This is a genomic window from Metabacillus sp. FJAT-52054 (assembly GCF_037201815.1).
GTDB classification, from domain to species: domain Bacteria; phylum Bacillota; class Bacilli; order Bacillales; family Bacillaceae; genus Metabacillus_B; species Metabacillus_B sediminis.
This window is the reverse complement of sequence record NZ_CP147407.1, coordinates 3,862,632-3,884,927: the sequence shown is the minus strand read 5'-3', so window position 1 is coordinate 3,884,927 and position 22,296 is coordinate 3,862,632. Positions and strand designations below refer to the sequence as shown.

The 22,296-nt window shown below is 46.3% G+C and carries 20 protein-coding genes; 16 read left to right on the top strand and 4 right to left on the bottom strand.

The genetic code is table 11. The features are described 5' to 3' along the window. The first annotated feature begins 11 nt into the window (after window positions 1-11). From WCV65_RS20025 to WCV65_RS20000, 6 genes are all read left to right on the top strand, one after another. On the top strand, window positions 12-1,148 hold the full coding sequence (locus tag WCV65_RS20025) for an acyl-CoA dehydrogenase (RefSeq protein ID WP_338782377.1): 1,137 nt from the start codon (window positions 12-14) through the stop codon (window positions 1,146-1,148). 17 nt (window positions 1,149-1,165) lie between these two features. After that, window positions 1,166-2,305 (top strand): acyl-CoA dehydrogenase, encoded by a 1,140-nt coding sequence (locus WCV65_RS20020; RefSeq protein WP_035407982.1) that lies wholly within the window; start codon window positions 1,166-1,168, stop codon window positions 2,303-2,305. 188 nt (window positions 2,306-2,493) lie between these two features. Then, on the top strand, window positions 2,494-3,108 hold the full coding sequence (locus WCV65_RS20015; RefSeq protein WP_035407984.1) for a TetR/AcrR family transcriptional regulator: 615 nt from the start codon (window positions 2,494-2,496) through the stop codon (window positions 3,106-3,108). 49 nt (window positions 3,109-3,157) lie between these two features. Beyond that, window positions 3,158-6,406 carry a fused isobutyryl-CoA mutase/GTPase IcmF gene (gene icmF, locus WCV65_RS20010; protein WP_338778897.1) on the top strand — a complete coding sequence of 1,083 codons (3,249 nt, stop codon included), beginning with the start codon at window positions 3,158-3,160 and terminating at the stop codon, window positions 6,404-6,406. A 365-nt stretch (window positions 6,407-6,771) separates the two neighbouring features. Continuing rightward, window positions 6,772-7,326: a DNA-directed RNA polymerase subunit delta gene (rpoE, locus tag WCV65_RS20005; protein ID WP_338778895.1), complete on the top strand. Its 555-nt coding sequence runs from the start codon at window positions 6,772-6,774 to the stop codon at window positions 7,324-7,326. A gap of 251 nt (window positions 7,327-7,577) precedes the next feature. After that, the gene (locus tag WCV65_RS20000; protein ID WP_338778893.1) at window positions 7,578-9,185 is read left to right on the top strand and encodes a CTP synthase; all 1,608 of its coding nucleotides are present in this window, start codon (window positions 7,578-7,580) and stop codon (window positions 9,183-9,185) included. Between the two features lie 48 nt (window positions 9,186-9,233). Here WCV65_RS20000 and WCV65_RS19995 read toward each other — a convergent pair whose 3' ends face one another. Next, complete coding sequence (locus WCV65_RS19995) at window positions 9,234-9,779, bottom strand: DUF2529 domain-containing protein (RefSeq protein WP_338778892.1); 546 nt, start codon at window positions 9,777-9,779, stop codon at window positions 9,234-9,236. Window positions 9,780-10,118: 339 nt separating this feature from the next. Between WCV65_RS19995 and WCV65_RS19990 the strand changes: the two genes are divergently transcribed. From WCV65_RS19990 to WCV65_RS19950, 9 genes are all read left to right on the top strand, one after another. Beyond that, window positions 10,119-10,493, top strand: a complete 375-nt coding sequence (locus WCV65_RS19990) for a response regulator (RefSeq protein ID WP_035407993.1) — start codon at window positions 10,119-10,121, stop codon at window positions 10,491-10,493. Between the two features lie 187 nt (window positions 10,494-10,680). Further along, on the top strand, window positions 10,681-11,538 hold the full coding sequence (locus WCV65_RS19985) for a class II fructose-bisphosphate aldolase (protein ID WP_035407995.1): 858 nt from the start codon (window positions 10,681-10,683) through the stop codon (window positions 11,536-11,538). A 104-nt stretch (window positions 11,539-11,642) separates the two neighbouring features. After that, the gene (gene fsa, locus WCV65_RS19980; RefSeq protein ID WP_035407997.1) at window positions 11,643-12,284 is read left to right on the top strand and encodes a fructose-6-phosphate aldolase; all 642 of its coding nucleotides are present in this window, start codon (window positions 11,643-11,645) and stop codon (window positions 12,282-12,284) included. 593 nt (window positions 12,285-12,877) lie between these two features. Continuing rightward, window positions 12,878-14,167, top strand: coding sequence for a UDP-N-acetylglucosamine 1-carboxyvinyltransferase (locus WCV65_RS19975; protein WP_035407999.1), 1,290 nt, complete (start codon window positions 12,878-12,880; stop codon window positions 14,165-14,167). A gap of 74 nt (window positions 14,168-14,241) precedes the next feature. Then, window positions 14,242-15,204, top strand: a complete 963-nt coding sequence (glpX, locus tag WCV65_RS19970; RefSeq protein WP_035408001.1) for a class II fructose-bisphosphatase — start codon at window positions 14,242-14,244, stop codon at window positions 15,202-15,204. 283 nt (window positions 15,205-15,487) lie between these two features. Continuing rightward, window positions 15,488-16,771: a transcription termination factor Rho gene (rho, locus tag WCV65_RS19965; RefSeq protein ID WP_035408004.1), complete on the top strand. Its 1,284-nt coding sequence runs from the start codon at window positions 15,488-15,490 to the stop codon at window positions 16,769-16,771. Between the two features lie 170 nt (window positions 16,772-16,941). After that, window positions 16,942-17,142 carry a 50S ribosomal protein L31 gene (gene rpmE / locus WCV65_RS19960; protein ID WP_035408007.1) on the top strand — a complete coding sequence of 67 codons (201 nt, stop codon included), beginning with the start codon at window positions 16,942-16,944 and terminating at the stop codon, window positions 17,140-17,142. A 208-nt stretch (window positions 17,143-17,350) separates the two neighbouring features. Continuing rightward, entirely contained in the window at window positions 17,351-17,968 is a 618-nt protein-coding gene (locus tag WCV65_RS19955; protein WP_211561604.1) for a thymidine kinase, read from the top strand. A 124-nt stretch (window positions 17,969-18,092) separates the two neighbouring features. Next, window positions 18,093-18,872 carry an AIM24 family protein gene (locus WCV65_RS19950; RefSeq protein WP_338778889.1) on the top strand — a complete coding sequence of 260 codons (780 nt, stop codon included), beginning with the start codon at window positions 18,093-18,095 and terminating at the stop codon, window positions 18,870-18,872. Between the two features lie 653 nt (window positions 18,873-19,525). On the opposite strand, the gene WCV65_RS19945 is transcribed toward WCV65_RS19950, so the two are convergent. The 3 genes from WCV65_RS19945 to WCV65_RS19935 form a co-directional block, all read right to left on the bottom strand. Next, window positions 19,526-20,041 (bottom strand): MerR family transcriptional regulator, encoded by a 516-nt coding sequence (locus WCV65_RS19945; RefSeq protein ID WP_338778887.1) that lies wholly within the window; start codon window positions 20,039-20,041, stop codon window positions 19,526-19,528. A gap of 122 nt (window positions 20,042-20,163) precedes the next feature. Next, complete coding sequence (locus WCV65_RS19940; protein ID WP_338778885.1) at window positions 20,164-20,547, bottom strand: VOC family protein; 384 nt, start codon at window positions 20,545-20,547, stop codon at window positions 20,164-20,166. A gap of 13 nt (window positions 20,548-20,560) precedes the next feature. Beyond that, window positions 20,561-21,004, bottom strand: coding sequence for a hypothetical protein (locus tag WCV65_RS19935; RefSeq protein WP_338778884.1), 444 nt, complete (start codon window positions 21,002-21,004; stop codon window positions 20,561-20,563). Window positions 21,005-21,225: 221 nt separating this feature from the next. Between WCV65_RS19935 and prfA the strand changes: the two genes are divergently transcribed. Beyond that, complete coding sequence (gene prfA, locus WCV65_RS19930; protein ID WP_035408019.1) at window positions 21,226-22,296, top strand: peptide chain release factor 1; 1,071 nt, start codon at window positions 21,226-21,228, stop codon at window positions 22,294-22,296.

Here is a 22,296-nt window from a genome sequence, read left to right as displayed (position 1 = left end):
GGGGACATGCGGTGAAGTTTCATTTTACAGATGAGCAGAACATGATGAGGAAAATGGTGCAGGACTTTGCCAAAACGGAGATTGAGCCTGTGATTGAAAAAATGGAACAAGGTGAATTTCCGAGAGCTGTACTAAATAAGATGGGGGTGCTTGGGTTCATGGGAATCCCGATTCCGGAAGAGTACGGGGGAGCGGGCATGGATTTCACCTCCTACATCATTGCGATTCACGAGCTTTCAAAGGTAAGTGCAACAATCGGAGTCATTCTTTCCGTTCACACCTCCGTCGGAACGAACCCCATTTTTTATTATGGAAATGAGCAGCAGAAGCAGCACTATGTGCCGAAGCTCGCTTCAGGGGAATATTTGGGCGCCTTCTGTCTGACAGAACCGGGTTCAGGATCGGATGCTGCGAGCCTGAAGACAAGGGCTGTGTTAAAAGGAGACCACTACGTTCTAAACGGTTCCAAGGTGTTTATCACAAATGGCGGCGAGGCGGATGTGTATATTGTTTTTGCTACGACGAGCCCGGCGGCAGGAAGCAAAGGGATATCCGCTTTTATCGTGGAGAAAGGGACGAAAGGGTTTGTCATCGGCAAGGATGAGCACAAAATGGGCCTGAGCGGTTCAAGAACGGTTCAGATTACCATGGAAGATTGCCTTGTACCGGCTGAAAACCTTCTTGGAGAGGAAGGGCATGGCTTTAAGATTGCCCTTGGCAACCTGGATGTCGGCCGGATTGGAATTGCTGCCCAATCGCTTGGAATAGCAGAAGCAGCTCTCGAGAAGTCCGTTGAATACGCGGCAGGCAGACACCAATTCGGCAAACCGATTTCCGCTCAGCAGGGAATCGGCTTTAAGCTTGCCGATATGGCTACAAGCGTTGAAGCCTCCAAGCTATTAATCTATCAGGCGGCATCTTTAAGGCAAAAAGGAATTCCATGCGGAAAAGAAGCTTCCATGGCCAAGCTTTTTGCATCTAGAACGGCAATGGACGTAAGCACCGAGGCCATCCAGATATTCGGCGGCTACGGCTATACAAAGGAATATCCGGTCGAACGGTACTTCCGCGATGCGAAAATCTGCGAAATTTATGAAGGTACAAGTGAAATACAGCGAATCGTGATTTCTAAATACTTAACAAGCTGAAAATGGGGGATGGGAACATGCAATTTAAACTATCAGAAGAACATGAAATGATTCGGAAAATGGTACGCGATTTTGCCAAAAAGGAAGTAGAGCCTACGGCCGCTGAGCGCGATGAAGAAGAGCGCTTCGACAGGGCTCTGTTTGACAAAATGGCGGAGCTTGGCCTGACGGGAATTCCATGGCCGGAAGAGTACGGCGGAATCGGCAGCGATTATTTAGCGTACGTGATTGCGGTAGAGGAGCTCTCCCGTGTCTGTGCCTCAACAGGTGTTACGCTGTCAGCCCATACCTCTCTTGCCGGATGGCCTGTGTATAAATTCGGTACAGAGGAACAGAAACAGAAATATTTAAAGCCGATGGCACAAGGAGAAAAAATCGGTGCCTACGGTTTAACTGAACCCGGATCAGGATCCGATGCAGGCGGGATGAAGACGAATGCGAAGCTTGATGGAGATCACTACGTGCTGAACGGGTCCAAAATCTTTATTACAAACGGCGGAATCGCTGACATTTATATCGTTTTTGCCGTAACCGATGCGGATCAAAAACATAAAGGAACGACAGCATTTATCGTCGAGAGCAGCTTCCCTGGCTTCTCCGTCGGAAAAAAAGAAAAGAAACTGGGCATCCGTTCATCACCGACAACGGAAATCATCTTCGAAGACTGCCGTGTACCGAAGGAAAACATGCTTGGCGAAGAAGGAGAAGGCTTCAAAATCGCCATGATGACGCTTGACGGGGGAAGAAACGGAATCGCTGCCCAAGCAGTCGGAATTGCACAGGGGGCACTGGATGCTTCTGTCGGCTACGCAAAAGAGCGCCAGCAGTTTGGCAAACCGATCGCTGCCCAGCAGGGAATCGGCTTTAAGCTTGCCGATATGGCAACAAGTGTTGAAGCAGCCAGACTTCTAACCTATCAGGCAGCATGGCTTGAATCAGAAGGGCTTCCATATGGAAAGGAATCGGCTATGTCAAAGCTTTTCGCAGGGGATGCGGCTATGAGGGTGACAACAGAAGCGGTTCAAGTATTCGGCGGCTATGGCTATACGAAGGATTATCCAGTTGAACGCTACATGCGCGATGCAAAAATCACGCAGATTTACGAAGGAACGCAGGAGATTCAAAGACTTGTTATCTCCAGAATGCTGACGAAGTAACACACCGCATTCAGGAGCAGCCAATTCAGTTAGGAACTTGATGAATTTATGTGCGTATATCATCCTGATTTTTTTGCAATCGCAGCAATGAACCACCAGCTTGGCGGGCTTGGAGCGGAATGATTATTCTCTGGTCCGTCCAGGCTCTGAAAATGTCGCGGCAATTTTGAAACAAAGGGGCCGATCGAATGAGAAGAGAGGTACCGGCATCCGTTAAAGATGAACGGCTGATTAAAAAAAGACGGGATCAAATGATCAAGGGAGCGGTCAGCCTGTTTAAGCAAAAGGGCTTTCATCGAACCACAACCCGCGAGATTGCAAAAGCTGCGGGCTTCAGCATTGGAACGCTTTATGAATACATCCGGCAAAAGGAAGACGTTCTATACCTCGTTTGCGACACAATTTACGATGAAGTCCGGAACCGCCTTGAGCAGGATATCAATCCAAGAAATGGAACAATTGAAGGACTGGAGCATGCCATTGCCAACTATTTTCGCGTCATTGATGATATGCAGGATGAGGTTCTCGTAATGTACCAGGAGGCTAAGTCCCTTTCGAAGGACGCACTTCCTTACGTCCTGCAAAAAGAGGTGGAAATGGTCGGAATGTTCGAGCATGTCATAGAAAATTGCGTGGAGAACAATGCTTTTTCTTTAAGTGAAAGCGAAAAAACGCTAATGGCTCATAATATTTTCGTTCAAGGGCAAATGTGGGCATTCCGGCGGTGGGCACTCCAAAAGCTTTGTTCAATTGATGAGTACATTGCTTCACAGACATCTCTGATTCTAAATGGAATTAAATGAGTGAAGCCGCACATGGGGATGGGCGGTGAAACGAAGGGGGAAACGGAATATGCATATTTACAAACCAAAGCATGCCGTACGTTTTGTTACAGCTTCAAGTTTATTCGATGGACATGATGCATCCATTAATATCATGAGGCGGATTTTGCAGGGAAGCGGTGCCGAGGTTATTCACCTTGGCCATAACCGATCTGTAGAGGAAGTGGTGAATGCTGCGATTCAGGAAGATGCACAAGGAATTGCGATTTCCTCCTATCAGGGCGGTCATGTCGAGTATTTCAAATACATGCTCGATTTATTGAAAGAAAAAGGTGCACCGCATATCCGGATCTATGGCGGAGGAGGCGGTGTCATTATTCCGCGGGAAATAAAAGAATTGCACGAATACGGGATTGCGAGGATTTTTTCACCGGAGGATGGCCGGAAAAATGGCTTACAGGGCATGATTAATCGAATGCTGGAAGAGTGTGATTTTCCAACGGTAGTGAAGCTTGGAAATGAGCTTGAGGAACTGAAAAGCGGAAGTGTGACAGCGGTGGCAAAACTCATTACGCTGGCGGAAGCGCGTGTAAACGAAAAAGACGAGGCGGCAGCGGCAGCCGAGCAGCTGATCGCCGGCCTGAATCAGACCGAATCCAGTGCACCTGTCATTGGAATCACAGGAACAGGCGGAGCCGGTAAAAGCTCCTTAACCGATGAATTGATCCGCCGTTTTATCAATGAAATACCGGAAATGAAGATTGCTATCCTATCCGTTGATCCGACAAAGCAAAAAACGGGCGGAGCGCTTCTTGGAGACCGGATCCGTATGAATGCCATCTTTAATCCGAGAGTATTTATGCGAAGCCTTGCAACGAGGCAATCCAGATCCGAGCTGTCCCTCGCTATAAAGGATGCTATCTCAGTGGTGAAGGCAGCGGGATATGATCTGATTGTCGTAGAAACAAGCGGAATTGGCCAGGGTGATGCGGGGATTACGGATATTTGCGATCTTTCCATGTATGTGATGACGAGCGAGTACGGAGCGCCAACCCAGCTCGAAAAAATTGACATGATTGACTACGCGGATCTGATTGTGATCAATAAGTTTGAGCGCAAAGGCTCCGAGGATGCAAAGCGCCAGGTTCAAAAGCAATACCAGCGCAGCCGTAATCTGTTTGAACAGGATTTGGATGCAATGCCTGTCTACGGAACGATTGCCAGTCAATTTAACGATCCGGGCACGAATACCCTTTTTCAGGTGCTGCTTCAAACCATCCGTGAAAAAACCGGAAAAGAGTGGAATTCCTCTCTGGAAATGGTGACCGATGTAAAAAAACAAAACGTCATCATTCCAACTGAACGCCGCTATTACCTGCGTGAAATCAGCGATACAGTCCGGAATTATCATAAAAAAGCAGAGCAGCAGGCAGTAATTGCGACAAAGCTTTACCAGCTCGATGGCGTGCTCTCCCTTCTTCCGGAAACAGAAGGAGAAACAGCGTCTGCTCTTCAAGTGATAAAAGAGCAAACGAAAGAAGAACTGACCAAAGAATCCAAGAACCATCTGGAGAACTGGGAATCTCTAAAAGAACAATACAAAGGCGATCAGTTTGTCACGAAGATTCGTGATAAAGAGCTTGTCACCCAGCTGAAAACCATTTCTCTGTCCGGTTTGGGAATCCCGAAGATTTCCTTGCCAGCTTACAAGGATCATGGTGATCTTTTACGATGGATTTATCGGGAGAATGTTCCGGGTTCCTTTCCTTATACAGCGGGCGTTTTTCCGTTTAAGCGTGAAGGGGAGGATCCGAAAAGACAGTTCGCAGGAGAAGGTACGCCTGAAAGAACGAACCGCCGTTTTCATTATCTGTCCAAGGATGATTCAGCCAAACGTTTAAGTACAGCTTTTGATTCGGTGACGCTCTATGGAGAAGATCCTGCCCACCGTCCTGATATATATGGAAAAGTCGGTGAGAGCGGTGTAAGCATCTGTACTCTCGACGATATGAAAAAACTGTACGCGGGCTTTGACCTTTGTGCGCCATCCACCTCTGTTTCAATGACGATCAATGGACCGGCTCCTATTATCCTTGCCATGTTCATGAACACAGCCATCCAGCAGCAGCTTGACCGGAAAAAAGAAGAGCTTGGGCGCGAGCTGAATGAAGCGGAAGCTGCAGAGATCAAGGCGTATACACTGCAAACGGTGCGCGGAACGGTTCAAGCGGATATTTTGAAGGAAGACCAAGGCCAGAACACGTGTATTTTTTCTACCGAATTCGCCCTTAAACTGATGGGAGACATTCAGCAGTACTTCATTGAGGAAAAGGTGCGCAACTATTACTCCGTCTCCATATCCGGGTACCACATCGCAGAAGCTGGAGCCAATCCGATTTCGCAGCTTGCCTTTACGTTGGCAAACGGCTTTACGTATGTTGAATACTATTTAAGCAGAGGCATGAACATCGATCATTTTGCACCGAACCTGTCCTTCTTCTTCAGTAACGGCCTTGACCCCGAATATACCGTGATCGGGCGTGTGGCAAGAAGGATCTGGGCCACGGTTATGCGTGATAAATATGGAGCAAACGAACGAAGCCAAAAGCTTAAATACCATATCCAGACGTCCGGAAGATCCCTGCATGCCCAGGAAATCGACTTCAATGACATACGGACTACGCTGCAGGCGCTAATGGCTCTGCATGATAACTGCAACTCACTCCACACGAATGCGTATGATGAAGCGATCACAACGCCAACAGAGGAATCAGTAAGGCGGGCGATGGCGATCCAGATGATCATTACGAAAGAACACGGCCTGACGAAAAACGAAAATCCGCTTCAAGGCTCATTCATCATTGAAGAGCTTACCGACCTGGTAGAAGCGGCCGTCCTTGAAGAATTCGACCGCATTAACGAACGCGGCGGCGTACTTGGCGCAATGGAAACACAGTACCAGCGCGGCAAAATTCAGGATGAATCCATGCACTATGAAATGAAGAAGCACAATGGCGAGCTGCCGATCATCGGTGTGAATACGTACTTAAATCCTAATCCGCCTTCGGAAGAAGAACTCGACAACATGGAAATTGCCCGTGCTTCAAAGGAAGAGAAAGAGACACAGATTCAAAATCTCCTAGCCTTCCAAAAAAGGCATGAAAAAGAAGCAGAAAAGGCATTGGAAAAATTGCAGCACACGGCAATGACCAATGGAAACCTGTTCAAAGAACTGATGAACACGGTTCAATACGCAAGTCTTGGCCAAATAACGGCTGCACTATACGAAGCAGGCGGACAGTATCGCCGGAATATGTAATCGGAAATCAGGCAGTGCCGGGCACTGCCTGGTTTTTTAAATGGAAATTTATCAGCTGCTTCGTATTCAGCCATGTGGACACGGTTTTTGATTCCGGCTCCCCTGTCCGTGAAAATAATCAAGTGTTATTTTCATAACAGCCTTCTTTTTTTCACAGAAAGCTAGCATAAAGTGCTAGAATTTGTTTATAATGAAAGATATGATTTTGTGTCTTCAGCAAGGTTTACATACAGGCGGGAAGGCTTGCGGCCGTTAGCCTCACCCCTTTTCAGCCTTTATATAATGTTAAATCTCCATTAGCGGGGGTTTAACTGTACGTTAATGCGGGATAAAGAATGGACGAATAAGAAAGGGAGTGCCTTACGTTGAGTTTAGCGCAATACTCTAAAGAAGAAATAAAAGAAATGGCATTGATCGAAATTGCTCATGGATTAATGACGGATAAAAAAGAACCAGTTGATTTTCAGGATCTAATGAAAGAAGTTACCAAATTAGCAGGTCTTACTCAAGAGCAGGTTGAGGAAAAAATCGCACAATTTTATACGGACCTGAATATTGATGGCCGTTTCATTGCTGTCGGTGATAACAAGTGGGGACTCCGCAACAGATATCCAGTGGATACACTTGAAGAGGAAATGACGGTTGTTCCGAAAGTGAAGAAAAAGAAAACGAAGAAAGCTGCTGCAGTGGCAGATGACTTTGAAGAAGATGATTTCGAAGAGGCAGAAGAAGATGAGGATCTTGATTTTGACGACCTCGAAGATTATGACGATGAAGAAGATGCAGTGGATGCAGACCTTGATGATACGGATGAGGATGTAGACGACGAGGACGACGATGATCTCGAAATCATTGATGATGAAGATCTTGATGATGACGAAGAAGATGACACGGACGAGGATGACGAAGAGAAAGAATAAGATTCATCTTGACTTTCGACATTGAAGTTAGTAATATTTTATTTGGGCTCTTTTTAAGTGCTTTTATGATGATTATAATATCAGCTCCCTTCTAAGAAATTGGAAGGGGGCTTTCTTATTTTTCTCAGCAAGCATACGACCGTTTCATCATTTATCCGTGCTTTCAGCCTTGCTCCATTTCGAATACTAAATTGGCTGGTTTTAGCACAAATTATACAAAGATTGTATCTCGTGAGGGGGAAGACCATCAAATGACAAAGTATATTTTCGTAACCGGCGGTGTTGTCTCGTCGCTTGGTAAAGGTATTACAGCAGCATCACTTGGCCGCCTTTTAAAGAACAGAGGATTGAACGTAACGATTCAAAAATTCGATCCTTACATTAACGTGGATCCGGGAACAATGAGCCCGTATCAGCATGGGGAAGTATTCGTAACCGGAGATGGCGCAGAAACGGATTTGGATCTTGGCCATTATGAACGTTTTATTGATATTAACCTAAATAAATACAGCAACGTGACGACGGGAAAAGTTTATTCCACGGTGCTGAAAAAGGAACGCCGCGGAGATTATCTTGGAGGAACGGTTCAGGTTATCCCGCACATTACGAATGAAATTAAAGACAAGGTATTCCGTGCCGGCAAAGAAACGAATGCGGATGTCGTGATTACAGAAATCGGCGGAACAGTTGGAGATATTGAGTCTCTGCCATTCCTTGAAGCCATTCGCCAAATCAAAAGTGATATCGGCCGCGACAATGTCATGTATATTCACTGTACGCTTGTGCCTTATATCAAGGCCGCTGGCGAGATGAAAACAAAGCCTACACAGCATAGTGTAAAGGAATTAAGAAGTTTGGGCATTCAGCCGAATGTGATTGTTGCCCGTACGGAATTGCCGATTTCCCAGGATATGAAGGATAAAATTGCTTTATTCTGTGACATCGATGCGAAAGCTGTCATTGAGTGCCGCGATGCCGACACACTTTATTCGATTCCTCTTGCTCTTCAGGATCAGAAGCTTGACACCATTACATGTGAGCACTTGAAGCTTGATTGCCCGGAGCCAAATATGGAGGAGTGGAAAGAGCTTGTCCACCGCGTAACCAACCTTTCCAAAACGACGCGCATTGCGCTTGTCGGAAAGTATGTTGAATTGCAGGATGCATACATTTCAGTCGTTGAAGCACTTCGTCATGCAGGCTATGCCTTTGATTCGGATATCAGCATCGATTGGATCAATGCAGAAGAAGTAACCGATGAAAATGTCAGCACTCTTCTTGCAAATGCAGACGGAATTCTTGTTCCTGGAGGATTTGGAGACCGTGGAGTAGAAGGTAAAATCGCGGCTACTAAGTTCGCGCGTGAAAACCGGGTGCCATTCTTCGGAATCTGCCTTGGAATGCAAGTAGCATCCATTGAATATGCACGAAATGTACTTGGACTGGAAGGGGCTCATTCTGCAGAAATTGATCCTCTTACACCGCATGCAGTCATTGACCTTCTTCCTGAACAAAAGGATATTGAAGATCTTGGCGGAACATTGCGTCTTGGAATCTACCCTTGCAAACTGACGGAAGGCTCTAAAGCAATGGAAGCTTATGCAGATGCAGTTGTATACGAACGCCACCGTCATCGTTACGAATTCAACAATGAGTACCGTCAGGCGATGGAGGAATCAGGTTTCATGTTCTCCGGTACAAGCCCTGACGGAAGATTGGTTGAAATTATCGAGCTGAAGGATCACCCTTGGTTTGTAGCGTCTCAATTCCACCCGGAATTCACGTCTCGTCCAACACGTCCGCAGCCGCTATTCCGTGATTTCATTCAAGCTTCCTTGAAAGCTTCAGAAAAACTGTAAATCATGCAAAAAATCCTGACGGCTTGTCCGTCAGGATTTTTTTTGCGGTTACAGATCTTCTTCATCCTCTAAATATTCAGAGAGGATTTCTTCAATTGTAAACCTGAGAGCGTAATAAACAAACAGTCCTGTCATAATGGCGGGAAAACCGTAGCGGCTGCCGTCTTCCGCGGGGATCATCGGTTTCTTTAGTTTCGAATCGATATGGATATCCACTGCGGTTTCCAAACCGGAATCTCCATTTAAAGCAGATACCCCTACTGTTTCAACGCCTGCTTCCTGAAGCTGTCTGGCAAGTTCAATTGCATCATGGTCGCTGGAAAGTCTAGTGAAAAGCAGCACACGGTCAGATGGGAGAACAGCTTCCATTTCCCCGTCTTCTCTAAAAAGCGGCTTTGCATTTGGAAAGGGTTCAAGGCTTTGGGATGCTTCACTGACAATTCCTGAAAGCTCACTGAATCCGTGAATGTAGATGGTGCCGTCTCCTGCACAAGCCTGTGCAAGCAATCTTGCTCCATCCTCTATTGAAAATTCCTCCTGGCTTTGAATGCGCTGAAACTGTCCGGCGAGCTGGGTGGAAAATATTTTTAGCATGGGAAAAACTCCTTCTGTACAAATCCTTTTCACAGGCATTATACGGAATATCGGCCCAAAAGACAAAATGTTAAACAATATCCAATAAGAGGCAGGAGATTGACCAACTTAAAAGAATTAGTATCATAGGACATAAGGAATGCGAAAGCGCTTGGAATGAAGTTCTGCTAAGTGCGCGACGTCCTGTCGCAACGCAGAACTGACCCGCGTCCTGTGGGCCTCCGACTCCTTAAGGGGCTAGGCGCTGGAGCTGGACAGGTCACCTTATTCAATGCAGGACATTCAGTATTAAATAATACTTTCTTGCTATTTAAGGAAAAAACGTGAAGAGGTGCAGAGATGGCAAAAGAGAAAATATTAATCGTGGATGATCAGTACGGAATCAGAATTTTATTAAATGAGGTCTTCCAAAAAGAAGGCTACGACACGTACCAGGCTGCAAGCGGCTTTCAAGCATTGGAAATTCTGGAGCAAACACCTCCGGATCTTGTTCTGCTTGATATGAAAATTCCTGGAATGGATGGAATTGAAATACTAAAGAGAATGAAGCTTGTTGAGCCCAACATCCGCGTTATTATCATGACGGCTTATGGAGAACTGGATATGATCCAGGAGGCGAAAGACCTTGGGGCGCTTACTCATTTCGCCAAACCATTTGATATTGATGAAATTCGTGCAGCTGTCAAGAAACATCTTCCGATCAGATCAAACTGAGAAGTAGTTTGAATTTTTGGACTTGTGTCGAAAAGTTGCCGATTTTTCTTGTTATTGGTATGCTATTGTTTGAGAAAAGCTATGCATCCATTTCTTAGTTACATATACAGGAAATTTTCTGGTCAAGCTAGATTTGATAGGCTTTTCGGGTTTAGCAAAATCAGGCTATACAAGGAGGATATTTGATATGCCTTTAGTATCAATGACAGAAATGCTTCAAAAAGCCAAAAGCGAAGGCTACGCTGTTGGTCAATTCAATCTGAACAACCTTGAGTTCACTCAAGCGATTCTTCAAGCTGCACAAGAAGAAAAATCACCGGTTATTCTAGGTGTTTCTGAAGGTGCTGCACGTTACATGGGCGGCTTCAAAACAATTGTTGCTCTAGTTGAAGCTCTTATGGACGAATATAAAGTGACGGTACCTGTTGCCATTCACCTTGACCATGGTTCAAGCTTCGAATCTTGTGCAAAAGCAATTCATGCAGGTTTCACATCTGTTATGATCGATGCTTCTCACCATCCGTTCGAAGAAAACATTGCTGAAACATCCAAAGTGGTTGAGCTTGCTCATTTCCACGGCGTATCTGTTGAAGCTGAGCTTGGAACAGTTGGCGGACAGGAAGATGACGTAATCGCTGAAGGCGTAATCTACGCTGACCCTAAAGAGTGCCAGGAGCTTGTTGAGCGTACTGGAATCGACACACTTGCACCTGCACTTGGATCTGTACACGGTCCTTACAAAGGTGAACCAAACCTTGGTTTCAAAGAAATGGAAGAAATCGGTGCGGCTACTGGCCTTCCACTCGTTCTTCACGGCGGAACTGGTATCCCGACTCACGATATCCAAAAAGCTATTTCTTTCGGAACAGCTAAAATCAACGTAAACACTGAGAACCAAATTGCTTCTGCAAGAACGGTTCGTGAAGTGCTTGCTGCAAAACCTGAAGAGTACGATCCACGCAAATATCTTGGACCAGCTCGCGATGCAATCAAAGAAACGGTTCAAGGAAAAATGCGCGAATTCGGTTCTTCAAACCGAGCTTAATTTCAACAATTGAAAACCGTCTTTTTTAAGACGGTTTTCACAGATATAAAAAGAAAGCGATAACAAGTTTCAGTTTTCAGATTTTGATAAGGGAGCGAGACAGAATGAAATTTTTCATTGATACAGCAAACCTTGAAGAAATCAAAGAAGCCCAGGAAATGGGAATCCTTGCAGGTGTGACGACAAACCCGAGTTTAGTAGCCAAAGAAAATATCTCCTTTCATGATAGACTAAGAGAAATCACGGACATAGTTAAAGGATCGGTCAGTGCAGAAGTCATTTCTTTAAAAGCCGAAGAAATGATTGAGGAAGGCAAAGAACTAGCAAAAATTGCTCCAAACATCACCGTAAAAGTCCCGATGACGCCAGATGGACTAAAAGCGGTTAAGGAATTCTCGGAGCTTGGAATCAAGACAAACGTGACCCTTATTTTCAGTGCAAACCAGGCGCTTCTTGCAGCGCGTGCAGGAGCAACATACGTTTCTCCTTTCCTTGGCAGACTGGATGATATCGGCCAGGATGGAATGGACTTGATCGCGACGATTTCTGAAATCTTTGACCTTCACGGACTGGACACAGAAATTATCGCTGCTTCAATCCGCCATCCTATGCACGTTACGGATGCAGCATTACACGGTGCGCACATTGCCACCATCCCATTGAAAGTCATTCATCAGCTATTCAAACACCCTCTTACAGAACAGGGAATTGAGAAGTTTCTCGCTGACTGGAACAACCGCGCTTAATCAGCGGACAAGTAAATAGGCAGTTATAAATGGCAAGCTTCGTGCTTGCCATTTATGCGGTCTATTAGAAAAGCGGAGGCGTCGAGTAAGGAAGTTCTGCTAAGGTCGCGACGTCCTGTCGCAACGCAGAACTGACCTGCCTCCTGCAGGCCCCACCTGTGAGAGACGGTGGAGCAGGGACTGACAAAGTCGCTCTTTGACTTTGACAGGGCCGGCGAAGCGTCCGAACAGCTAGCCGCCGGAGCTAGACAAATAGAAAAGCGGAGGCGCTGGGGTAGGGAAGTTCTGCTAAGGTCGCGACGTTCTGTACTATAAAAACGCTAAGCCCAAATTTGTAAATCCCCTCATCATCTACTATTCTTAAAGGAAGTTCTGATAAGGGTGCCGTCCTCAAAAAGCGGGGAACGGAACTTCTCGTTGAGAGCTTCATTTGAGCATCAATGGAATTTAATTTACAATGGAAACAGGTTCATTTTTTAACATCCCATACAGAGGAATTTTATTTTTCATATACGGAGTATGTTCTGTCGGAATTATGGAGAATTTGTTGAAAAGTGCTCTTAACATGTCAGCTTCTTAGGAAGGAGACCATCATGGAAAAATTGAAAATTGCAGGCGGTGATCTGCTGAAAGGTTCCGTTTCGATCAGCGGGGCAAAAAACAGTGCGGTAGCGCTGATCCCGGCGACCATTTTAGCTGAATCATCCGTCATTATTGAAGGTTTGCCAAATATATCAGATGTGCATATTTTGAAGGACTTGCTTGAGGAAGTAGGCGGAAAAGTCGACTTTCAAAACGGCGAAATGCACGTACAGCCAGAGAACATGATTTCAATGCCGCTTCCGAACGGAAAGGTAAAAAAATTAAGAGCCTCTTACTACTTGATGGGGGCCATGCTCGGCCGCTTTAAAAAAGCGGTGATTGGACTTCCGGGCGGATGCCACCTCGGACCGCGGCCGATTGACCAGCACATTAAAGGCTTTGAGGCGCTTGGAGCACAAGTTACAAATGAACAGGGTGCGATTTATCTCCGGGCAGAAGAATTAAGAGGCGCACGTATTTATTTAGATGTCGTCAGCGTTGGCGCGACCATCAATATTATGCTTGCAGCTGTTCTTGCAAAAGGCCGGACCATCATTGAAAACGCAGCGAAAGAACCGGAAATCGTTGATGTCGCAACGCTTCTGACCAGCATGGGTGCGAAAATCAAAGGAGCGGGAACAGACGAAATCCGTATCGATGGTGTGGAAAAGCTTCACGGCTGCCGCCACTCTATCATTCCGGACCGGATTGAAGCTGGAACCTACATGATTATTGCTGCAGCAGCAGGCAAGGAAGTTCTGGTTGACAACGTTATTCCGCTCCACATGGAATCTCTCATTGCTAAATTGAGGGAAACCGGAGTTCATATTGAAACGAGCAACGATCAAATCTGGATTGTCGGCGGACAGAAAGAGTTGAAGCCGGTTGATGTGAAGACCCTTGTCTATCCGGGATTTCCGACGGATCTTCAGCAGCCGTTCACCTCGTTCCTGACGAAAGCCAATGGGACAAGCGTCGTCACGGATACGATTTACTCCGCGCGCTTTAAGCACATTGATGAACTTCGCCGTATGGGCGCGTCTATCAAAGTGGAGGGACGTTCCGCCATTGTTTCGGGTCCGAATAAGCTTCAGGGGGCAAAGGTAAAGGCGAGCGATTTAAGAGCCGGTGCCGCACTTGTCACAGCAGGTCTCATGGCTGAGGGCATTACCGAGGTTACAGGGCTTGAACATATTGACCGAGGATACAGCGAGCTGGAGGAAAAGCTCACCAACATGGGAGCAACCATCTGGCGTGAAAAGTTAACCGCTCAGGAAATCGAACAAATTCAAAACTCTTAATTCCGTGAATACCCTGCTTCCGAATGGAAGCAGGTTTTACATATTATCGTTACAGCGAAGGGGAGGAACCAAAGATGGAAAGAAGTTTATCGATGGAACTAGTACGCGTAACAGAGGCCGCAGCACTTGCATCCGCACGCTGGATGGGCCGCGGAAAGAAGGATGAAGCGGATGATGCCGCAACATCTGCAATGAGGGATGTCTTCGATACGATCCCGATGAAAGGGACTGTCGTAATCGGAGAGGGAGAAATGGATGAGGCTCCAATGCTTTATATTGGAGAAAAGCTTGGAAATGGCTACGGACCAAGAGTAGACGTAGCGGTAGATCCGCTTGAAGGAACAAACATCCTGGCACAGGGCGGCTGGAATGCGCTTGCGGTTATTGCGGTTGCAGACCACGGAAACATGCTCAACGCCCCGGATATGTACATGGATAAAATCGCGGTGGGACCGGATGCAGTTGGCTGCATTGACATCAATGCCCCGATTATGGACAACCTTCGTGCAGTAGCAAAAGCAAAGAACAAAGACATTGAAGACATTGTCGCCACCATCTTGAACCGCGAGCGCCACCAGGGCATCATTAATGAGCTTCGCGAAGCAGGCGTCCGCATCAAGCTAATCAATGATGGCGATGTTGCCGGCGCGATTAACACAGCTTTTGATCATACCGGTGTAGACATCCTGTTCGGATCCGGCGGAGCGCCTGAGGGTGTACTTGCAGCCGTAGCGCTGAAATGCCTTGGCGGAGAAATTCAAGGCAAGCTGCTTCCTCAAAACGACCAGGAGCTGGAACGCTGTGTGAAAATGGGCCTTGATGTAAATAAAGTCCTTCTCATGGATGATCTGGTAAAAGGTGATGACGCCATTTTCGCTGCCACCGGAGTTACGGATGGAGAACTTCTCCGCGGCGTGCAGTTTAAAGCATCAAGCGGCACAACCCAGTCCATCGTCATGAGAGCCAAATCCGGAACCGTCCGCTTCATCGACGGCCAGCACAGTTTGAAAAAGAAGCCAAATTTGGTTATAAAATAAAATACTTTTCTCTAATTAGCTGACCGGGGCTTCCATGCTCCGGTTACCTCATTTGTTTCAAATGTTTTACGTCTCCGAAAACGTATTGATTAATCACGTGAAATAAGGTAAAACTAAAGAGTGCTGCAAAATCACATTCACTAATTACACTGCTTTCAACTACTTCAAGCTTTTCCTTCTTTTCCTTCTCTATCCTGAAATCCATTTTTCAATGTCAAAAGTACATATAGGGCGGAAAGAAAACCAGTATGTCTATTTTATATGCTAAAAGTGTGGTGTTTACATGAGTAAGGTTTCCATCTCTTCATTAGAAAACATGAAGCTGAAAGAATTGTACGAGCATGCTCGTCATTTCAAAATCTCTTACTACAGCAAGTTGACGAAGAAAGAACTAATTTTTGCTATTTTAAAAGCAGATGCAGAACAGGAAGACCTTTTATTCATGGAAGGCGTTCTTGAAATCATCCAGTCTGAGGGCTTTGGTTTCCTTAGACCGATTAACTATTCTCCAAGCTCGGAGGATATTTATATTTCTGCGTCCCAAATCAGACGTTTTGACTTAAGAAACGGTGATAAGGTTTCGGGTAAGGTTCGTCCTCCGAAAGAAAATGAGCGTTACTACGGACTGCTTCATGTCGATGCCGTTAATGGCGACGACCCTGAATCAGCGAAGGAACGTGTTCACTTCCCGGCTTTGACGCCGCTTTATCCGGACCGTCAGATTAAGCTTGAAACAGAGCCGCACATGCTGTCCACAAGAATTATGGACCTGATTGCGCCGGTTGGATTCGGCCAGCGCGGACTGATTGTTGCACCTCCAAAAGCAGGGAAGACGATGCTTTTGAAGGAAATTGCCAACAGCATCACAACGAACAACCCGGAAGCAGAACTGATTGTTCTATTAATTGATGAGCGTCCAGAGGAAGTAACGGATATCGAACGTTCCGTTGCAGGCGATGTGGTCAGCTCGACCTTTGATGAAGTTCCGGAAAACCACATTAAGGTTGCTGAACTCGTGCTTGACCGTGCGATGAGGCTTGTGGAGCACAAGAAAGACGTAATCATCCTTATGGACAGCATTACTCGTCTTGCACGTGCTTATAACCTTGTTATTCCTCCAAGCGGACGTACGCTTTCCGGAGGGATAGACCCTGCTGCATTCCACCGTCCGAAGCGATTCTTCGGGGCTGCCCGTAATATTGAAGAGGGCGGCAGCTTAACGATTCTTGCAACGGCACTAGTCGATACGGGATCCCGTATGGATGATGTCATTTATGAGGAATTCAAAGGAACCGGTAATATGGAGCTGCATCTTGACCGCTCTCTTGCCGAAAAACGAATTTTCCCTGCCATTGATATCCGCCGTTCCGGAACTCGTAAGGAAGAGCTTCTTGTTCAAAAGGAACATCTTGAGAAGCTATGGGCAATCCGTAAATCAATGACGGATACACCTGACTTTGTTGAAAAGTTCCTTCGCAAACTAAAGCAGTCAAAAGGCAATGAAGAATTTTTTGAAGTGCTTTCCGCTGAAATGAAGCCAAGCACTGCAGGTTCAAGAAGGTCATAGAAAAAATAAGCGGGATTTCCTTTATGATTCCAATTTTGTTTCTTGCAATCATAGAGAAGCCCTGTTATACTTTTTTCATATGCCGTTCAAATAGGTGATTTTGATCACCATTTTTTGAACAAGATAACTCTGGATTCGGTAAGAATGCAGGGCAGAAGGAGATGAAAAGAATGAAAACTGGAATCCATCCTAACTACAAAAAAGTTATGGTTAAATGTTCTTGCGGTAACGAATTTGAAACAGGTTCTGTTAAAGAAGAGGTGCGCATCGAGACTTGCTCTGAGTGCCATCCATTCTACACTGGACGTCAAAAATTCGCTGAAGCTGGCGGACGTGTTGACCGTTTCAATAAAAAATATGGTATGAAGTAATTTCGAAATAGATTCAAACAAAAACAGGCAAGTCTTCACACTTGCCTGTTTTTTTACGATAAAAACACGGAATTCAGCGCTTTACATAGGGACTTTCGGCATGTAAAGGCAGCTTTCGGACAAGATAAACAAAGGGTAAAAATGCAATAAACAGGCTGTTACACGGTCCATCAGCCTAATGCAGTGAATGAAGGGAGAGGCCGTTTGCATGTATGTAATGAAATTTAGCGGATGGCTTGAAATCATTTGCGGAAGCATGTTTTCAGGGAAATCCGAGGAACTGATCCGCAGAGTGCGCCGTGCGCAATATGCTAAACAGAACGTTTTGGTTTTTAAGCCATCCATTGATAATCGATACAGTGAAAAGGAAGTCGTTTCCCACAATGGGACAACCATTATCTGTTCACCGGTTCCATCATCAGCGGATGTTTTGAAGCTCGTGGATGAGGACACAGATGTAGTAGCAATCGACGAGATTCAATTTTTCGATGCCGGCATTATGGAAGTGGTCACAACCCTTGCAGACCGCGGTCACCGGGTGATTGCGGCGGGTCTCGATCAGGACTTCCGCGGAGAGCCGTTTGGTATTATGCCGGATTTAATGGCCATCGCTGAAACCGTCACAAAGCTCCAGGCTGTCTGCTCCGTTTGCGGATCTCCCGCAAGCCGCACACAGCGCCTGATCGACGGCAAACCAGCGGCCTATCAGGATCCAATCATTTTAGTCGGAGCGTCAGAATCGTACGAGCCCCGCTGCCGACACCATCACGAGGTGCCGGGCAAGCAGGCATTTACACGTGAACAAAACCAGACTTCTCATAAATAAAAAAACAGCCATCCCTCTTAGCTTACAATCAAGCGGAAGAGGGATTTTTTGTTTTAAAAGGAAGTTTTTAACTGATTTAAGTGTGGTACGATGATTAAAGAAGATAATTTTAGGAGGAGAAACCATGATCGTTCAAAATAATCAGGATGTATACAGTGTCATTGAGCAGCTCGAAACACAGAATGCTGTTTTTAAAATTGTAGAATTTAATGACCTGAACGGCAGTACATACTTAACCTCGCCAACCGATATGTATTACGCGAAAAAGCTCGGCATGGGCCTTCGGCAAATCGCAGTTGAACTGAGAAATGGCAGCATTACAACCGAAGCGGGAGCTCTTCATTACATGCAGGGAAACATTGAAATGGATAACTCGCTTGGCGGAGCTGCAGGAATCATGAAGAAGTTTGCGAGCAGCGTACTGACGAATGAATCAGGAATCAAACCCAAATATAAGGGAACCGGGGATATCTTTTTAGAGCCAAGCTTCAGCCACTTCCTCATGCTTGAAATCGAAAATGACTCAATCATTGTGGATAAAGGCATGTTTTACTGCTGCGAGTCAACAGTGGAGGTTGGAATTGAATCAATGAAAAACTTGTCCTCTGCTGCAAAGGGGGGAGAAGGCCTATTCCAAACGAAGCTTTCCGGGACAGGTATTATCGTGCTGGAAAGTCCCGTTCCGGCAGGCGCGGTCGTAAAAGTCGATCTAAACAACGATACGCTGAAGGTGGACGGCAACTTCGCCATACTCCGCACCGGCGGCATCCAATTTACAGTAGAGCGCTCTGCAAAAGGAATCATCGGATCTGCAACGAGCGGAGAGGGCTACTTGCAGACATTCCGGGGAACAGGACAGGTCTGGCTTTCTCCGACGACATCGAGAGGACCTCTGCTATCATAAGGAAGACCGCTGCATGTTTGCAGCGGTTCTTTTTTTGCACTGACCCCCGCTCTGCTAAAGGACTAAACCTCCGTCCCCGCATCCTGTATCCCCATATAAATCAAGCCTCAGCGAAGCCGATGCTTGTTCCCCCGGCTCTTTAAAGGATAGAAGGTCAGAGCACTGCACTGACCCCCGCTCTGCTAAAGCGTTAAACCTCCGTCCCCATCTCTCGCCAGGTTAAGGGGTATATGGATAAACAGTCTTCTTGCTCCGTCCTTTTATTCTTTAATAGGCTGGGGGTCAGTGCAGCTTATTTCAAAAAGAGGGGTCAGTGCGCTTATTCCAAAAAGAGGGGTCAGTCCCGCGAAATTTCACCGAACTAAAGCTCCGGCACCGAGTCGCTCAGCCGTTGAAGGATAAGGGCTCAGAGGCCGAGGTCTCTGTCCCCCGATGCGGTGAAGCATGACGGGACTGGCACCGTGCCAGTCCCGCCAGATTTTACCGAACTAAAGCTCCGGCACCAAATCGCTCAGCTGTTAGCATAAGGGCTCAGAGGCGGAGTCCTCTGTCCCCCGCTGCGGTGAAGGATAACGGGACTGACCCCGCCATCCCCACCATACAACCCCCAACCCACAAAAAAAGGACAACCCCCAAAGGTCATCCAATCTTTTTTACAAACTAAAAATTGACCGAAGCAAGCCTCTGCGCTTCTGCAGCTTCTGGTTATCAAACACAAGAACCGGCTCCTGCTGGGCGTCCGGGAGCTGGGCAAAAAGAATATCAATTGTTTGCTCGATTTTTTGAATTTTGCGGCTCAGCTCTTCCATTTCCCGGCGGTGCTGAAGAAGCTGGTAGGACACGACGGCATCGGCCTTCAGGTTCATTTTCTGCTCCATGAGCTCCAGACGGTTTTCAAGCTCGGCGACACGGCTTTCAGCGTCAGTTGATAAAGGTTTCGTTTCGGCCGGTTCCATTGCCGGGACTGGTGCGTTTTCTGCTTTTATATCTTGCAGGAGCACGCCATGGTGGAGGTGCTCCTTTACGCTTTTTAACGTTTCTAGATCATCTTCCCGGAAATGATAGTGTCCAAGCTCGTTACGTTCCATTGGCAGTTCCAATTGCTTGACCCAGCGCTGTATAGTTTTCGTGGAAACCCCAAGTTCTTTTGCAACGGCAGCAGTGTTCATTAAACATTCCCCCTATCTGTTGATAAGAAAGGAATTCGCTCTTTCCCTTTTATCTCCTTTGCAAAAGACAAAACAAGAACCTGTTCGGCAAAGGTAGTGAAATTGCGCGAGGGTTTGTCGAATCAATTTTCGTACAGTTCAAGCGGTAAATCGTCAGGATCTCGGAAAAAAGTGAAGCGTTTTCCGGTCAGTTCGTCAATTCTGACGGGCTCGCATTCCACGCCCTGTTCGGCAAGTCTTGCCACCTCAGCATCCAAATCCTCTGTCCCAAAAGCTAAATGCCGTAAGCCTCTTGCTTCCGGCTGTGTAGGACGGAGCGGGGGTTCAGGAAAAGAGAACAGCTCAATCTGTCCGAAGTCTCCAACGGCGAGATCCAGCTTGTAGGAGTTTCTTTCCTCCCGGTACGTTTCTTCAATAACTCGGCATCCCAGTGTATGAACGTAAAACCCTTTAGAGATTTCATAATCAGAACAAATAATGGCAATATGGTGGATGTGCGTTAGCATATTTAGGCTCCTTCTAGTCTTTTTTCGAAAGCCTGACCTGCCGCTGGAAATAAAGGAATACAGGCAGAGGGATTACAATCCATCCCAGGCTTTTAATTATTCCGTTTAATGCATTTGCTTTGGTGCGTTCTTTCTCAAATTGGAGGGCATCTTCATACTGTGCCCGGATTTCTTCATCTGTTGCTTTTTCCTTCGGGTTGCCTTCTTTCATGGCTTTAAAATCCGTGTAGCTCTGCTGATAGGATGGGGCGGAAAGATAATCGGCAGCAGACATAAACACTCCGACTGATCCTCCGATTGACATCATTAAGGTAGCGAAAAGAACAAGGTACACATACAGGTTTCGAAAAGTCATATCCAGTTCTCCTTTTTGCTGCTCTTTTTTTGAAATGAAGATGGCTATTCCGGCAGCCGCAATAATCATGAAAGCGATAAAAAGAACGATTAGTGAAATCATATCATTTGCCGTCCTCCTTCTCTATTCTTCCTTAACATTACCATACGCGAAAGGCCAAATTGCTTTTGATTGTTTGCCTGACCTATACTATAATTAGAATGTTATGGATAAAGTGAGATGATTATGTTTTCCTTGTCCCCCGCAGATGGAAACGAGACTTACTGCGGGATAAAAATAGACCGGCTGAAAGAATAAGCTAGGAAACTCCAGAGGTGAAGAACGTGTTAGATCGTTTGCAAGCGGTTGAAGAGCGTTATGAAAAATTAAATCAGCTACTGATGGATCCTGATATTATCAGTGATACCAATAAGCTGAGAGAATATTCAAAAGAACAATCTGATCTGTCTGATACAGTGGAAGCATACAGAGAATATAAAGCAGTAAGAGAGCAAATCGCAGACGCAAAGGCGATGCTTGACGAAAAGCTTGATGGCGATATGCGCGAAATGGTAAAGGAAGAGCTATCTGAGCTGCAGGATCAGGAAGTATCCTTAAATGATAAATTGAAGCTTCTCCTTGTTCCAAAGGATCCAAATGATAACAAAAACGTAATCATGGAAATCCGCGGAGCAGCAGGCGGTGACGAAGCGGCTTTGTTTGCTGCCGATCTATACAGAATGTACAGCAAATACGCGGAGGCCCAAGGGTGGAAAACCGAAGTAATGGAAGCAAGCTCATCGGGTGTCGGCGGTTATAAAGAAATTATCTTTATGCTGAACGGCAAAGGTGCCTATTCCAAAATGAAGTTTGAAAACGGAGCCCACCGCGTACAGCGTGTACCTGAAACTGAGTCAGGCGGCCGTATTCACACGTCCACTGCGACAGTTGCCTGCCTGCCTGAGGCAGAGGAAGTTGAAGTGGAAATCCACGATAAAGATGTACGTGTCGATACGTTCGCATCCAGCGGACCAGGGGGACAGAGTGTAAATACAACGATGTCTGCGGTCCGTCTTACTCACCTTCCGACGATGACCGTTGTAAGCTGCCAGGATGAAAAATCGCAGATTAAAAACAAAGAAAAAGCAATGAAGGTACTCCGTGCCCGTGTCTATGATAAATTCCAGCGTGAGGCTCAAGCCGAGTATGATCAAAACCGTAAGCTTGCTGTCGGTTCCGGAGACCGTTCTGAACGGATCCGCACGTATAACTTTCCGCAAAACCGCGTAACAGACCACCGCATCGGTCTGACGATTCAGAAGCTTGATCAAATCCTTGAAGGAAAGCTTGATGATGTCATCAATGCGCTCATTGTCGAGGATCAGTCCAGCAGGCTGGAACAGGCGGAAAACTAA

Excerpts from the sequence above, each read along its gene's own strand:
- WCV65_RS19985 (WP_035407995.1), top strand. The coding sequence starts at position 10,681 with ATGCCTTTAGTATCAATGACAGAAATGCTTCAAAAAGCCAAAAGCGAA.
- WCV65_RS19975 (WP_035407999.1), top strand. The coding sequence starts at position 12,878 with ATGGAAAAATTGAAAATTGCAGGCGGTGATCTGCTGAAAGGTTCCGTT.
- WCV65_RS20020 (WP_035407982.1), top strand. The coding sequence starts at position 1,166 with ATGCAATTTAAACTATCAGAAGAACATGAAATGATTCGGAAAATGGTA.
- rho (WP_035408004.1), top strand. The coding sequence starts at position 15,488 with ATGAGTAAGGTTTCCATCTCTTCATTAGAAAACATGAAGCTGAAAGAA.
- WCV65_RS20015 (WP_035407984.1), top strand. The coding sequence starts at position 2,494 with ATGAGAAGAGAGGTACCGGCATCCGTTAAAGATGAACGGCTGATTAAA.
- WCV65_RS19955 (WP_211561604.1), top strand. The coding sequence starts at position 17,351 with ATGTATGTAATGAAATTTAGCGGATGGCTTGAAATCATTTGCGGAAGC.
- fsa (WP_035407997.1), top strand. The coding sequence starts at position 11,643 with ATGAAATTTTTCATTGATACAGCAAACCTTGAAGAAATCAAAGAAGCC.
- icmF (WP_338778897.1), top strand. The coding sequence starts at position 3,158 with ATGCATATTTACAAACCAAAGCATGCCGTACGTTTTGTTACAGCTTCA.
- WCV65_RS19945 (WP_338778887.1), bottom strand. The coding sequence starts at position 20,041 with ATGAACACTGCTGCCGTTGCAAAAGAACTTGGGGTTTCCACGAAAACT.
- WCV65_RS19990 (WP_035407993.1), top strand. The coding sequence starts at position 10,119 with ATGGCAAAAGAGAAAATATTAATCGTGGATGATCAGTACGGAATCAGA.
- WCV65_RS19940 (WP_338778885.1), bottom strand. The coding sequence starts at position 20,547 with ATGCTAACGCACATCCACCATATTGCCATTATTTGTTCTGATTATGAA.
- WCV65_RS20000 (WP_338778893.1), top strand. The coding sequence starts at position 7,578 with ATGACAAAGTATATTTTCGTAACCGGCGGTGTTGTCTCGTCGCTTGGT.
- WCV65_RS19950 (WP_338778889.1), top strand. The coding sequence starts at position 18,093 with ATGATCGTTCAAAATAATCAGGATGTATACAGTGTCATTGAGCAGCTC.
- WCV65_RS19995 (WP_338778892.1), bottom strand. The coding sequence starts at position 9,779 with ATGCTAAAAATATTTTCCACCCAGCTCGCCGGACAGTTTCAGCGCATT.
- rpmE (WP_035408007.1), top strand. The coding sequence starts at position 16,942 with ATGAAAACTGGAATCCATCCTAACTACAAAAAAGTTATGGTTAAATGT.
- WCV65_RS19935 (WP_338778884.1), bottom strand. The coding sequence starts at position 21,004 with ATGATTTCACTAATCGTTCTTTTTATCGCTTTCATGATTATTGCGGCT.
- glpX (WP_035408001.1), top strand. The coding sequence starts at position 14,242 with ATGGAAAGAAGTTTATCGATGGAACTAGTACGCGTAACAGAGGCCGCA.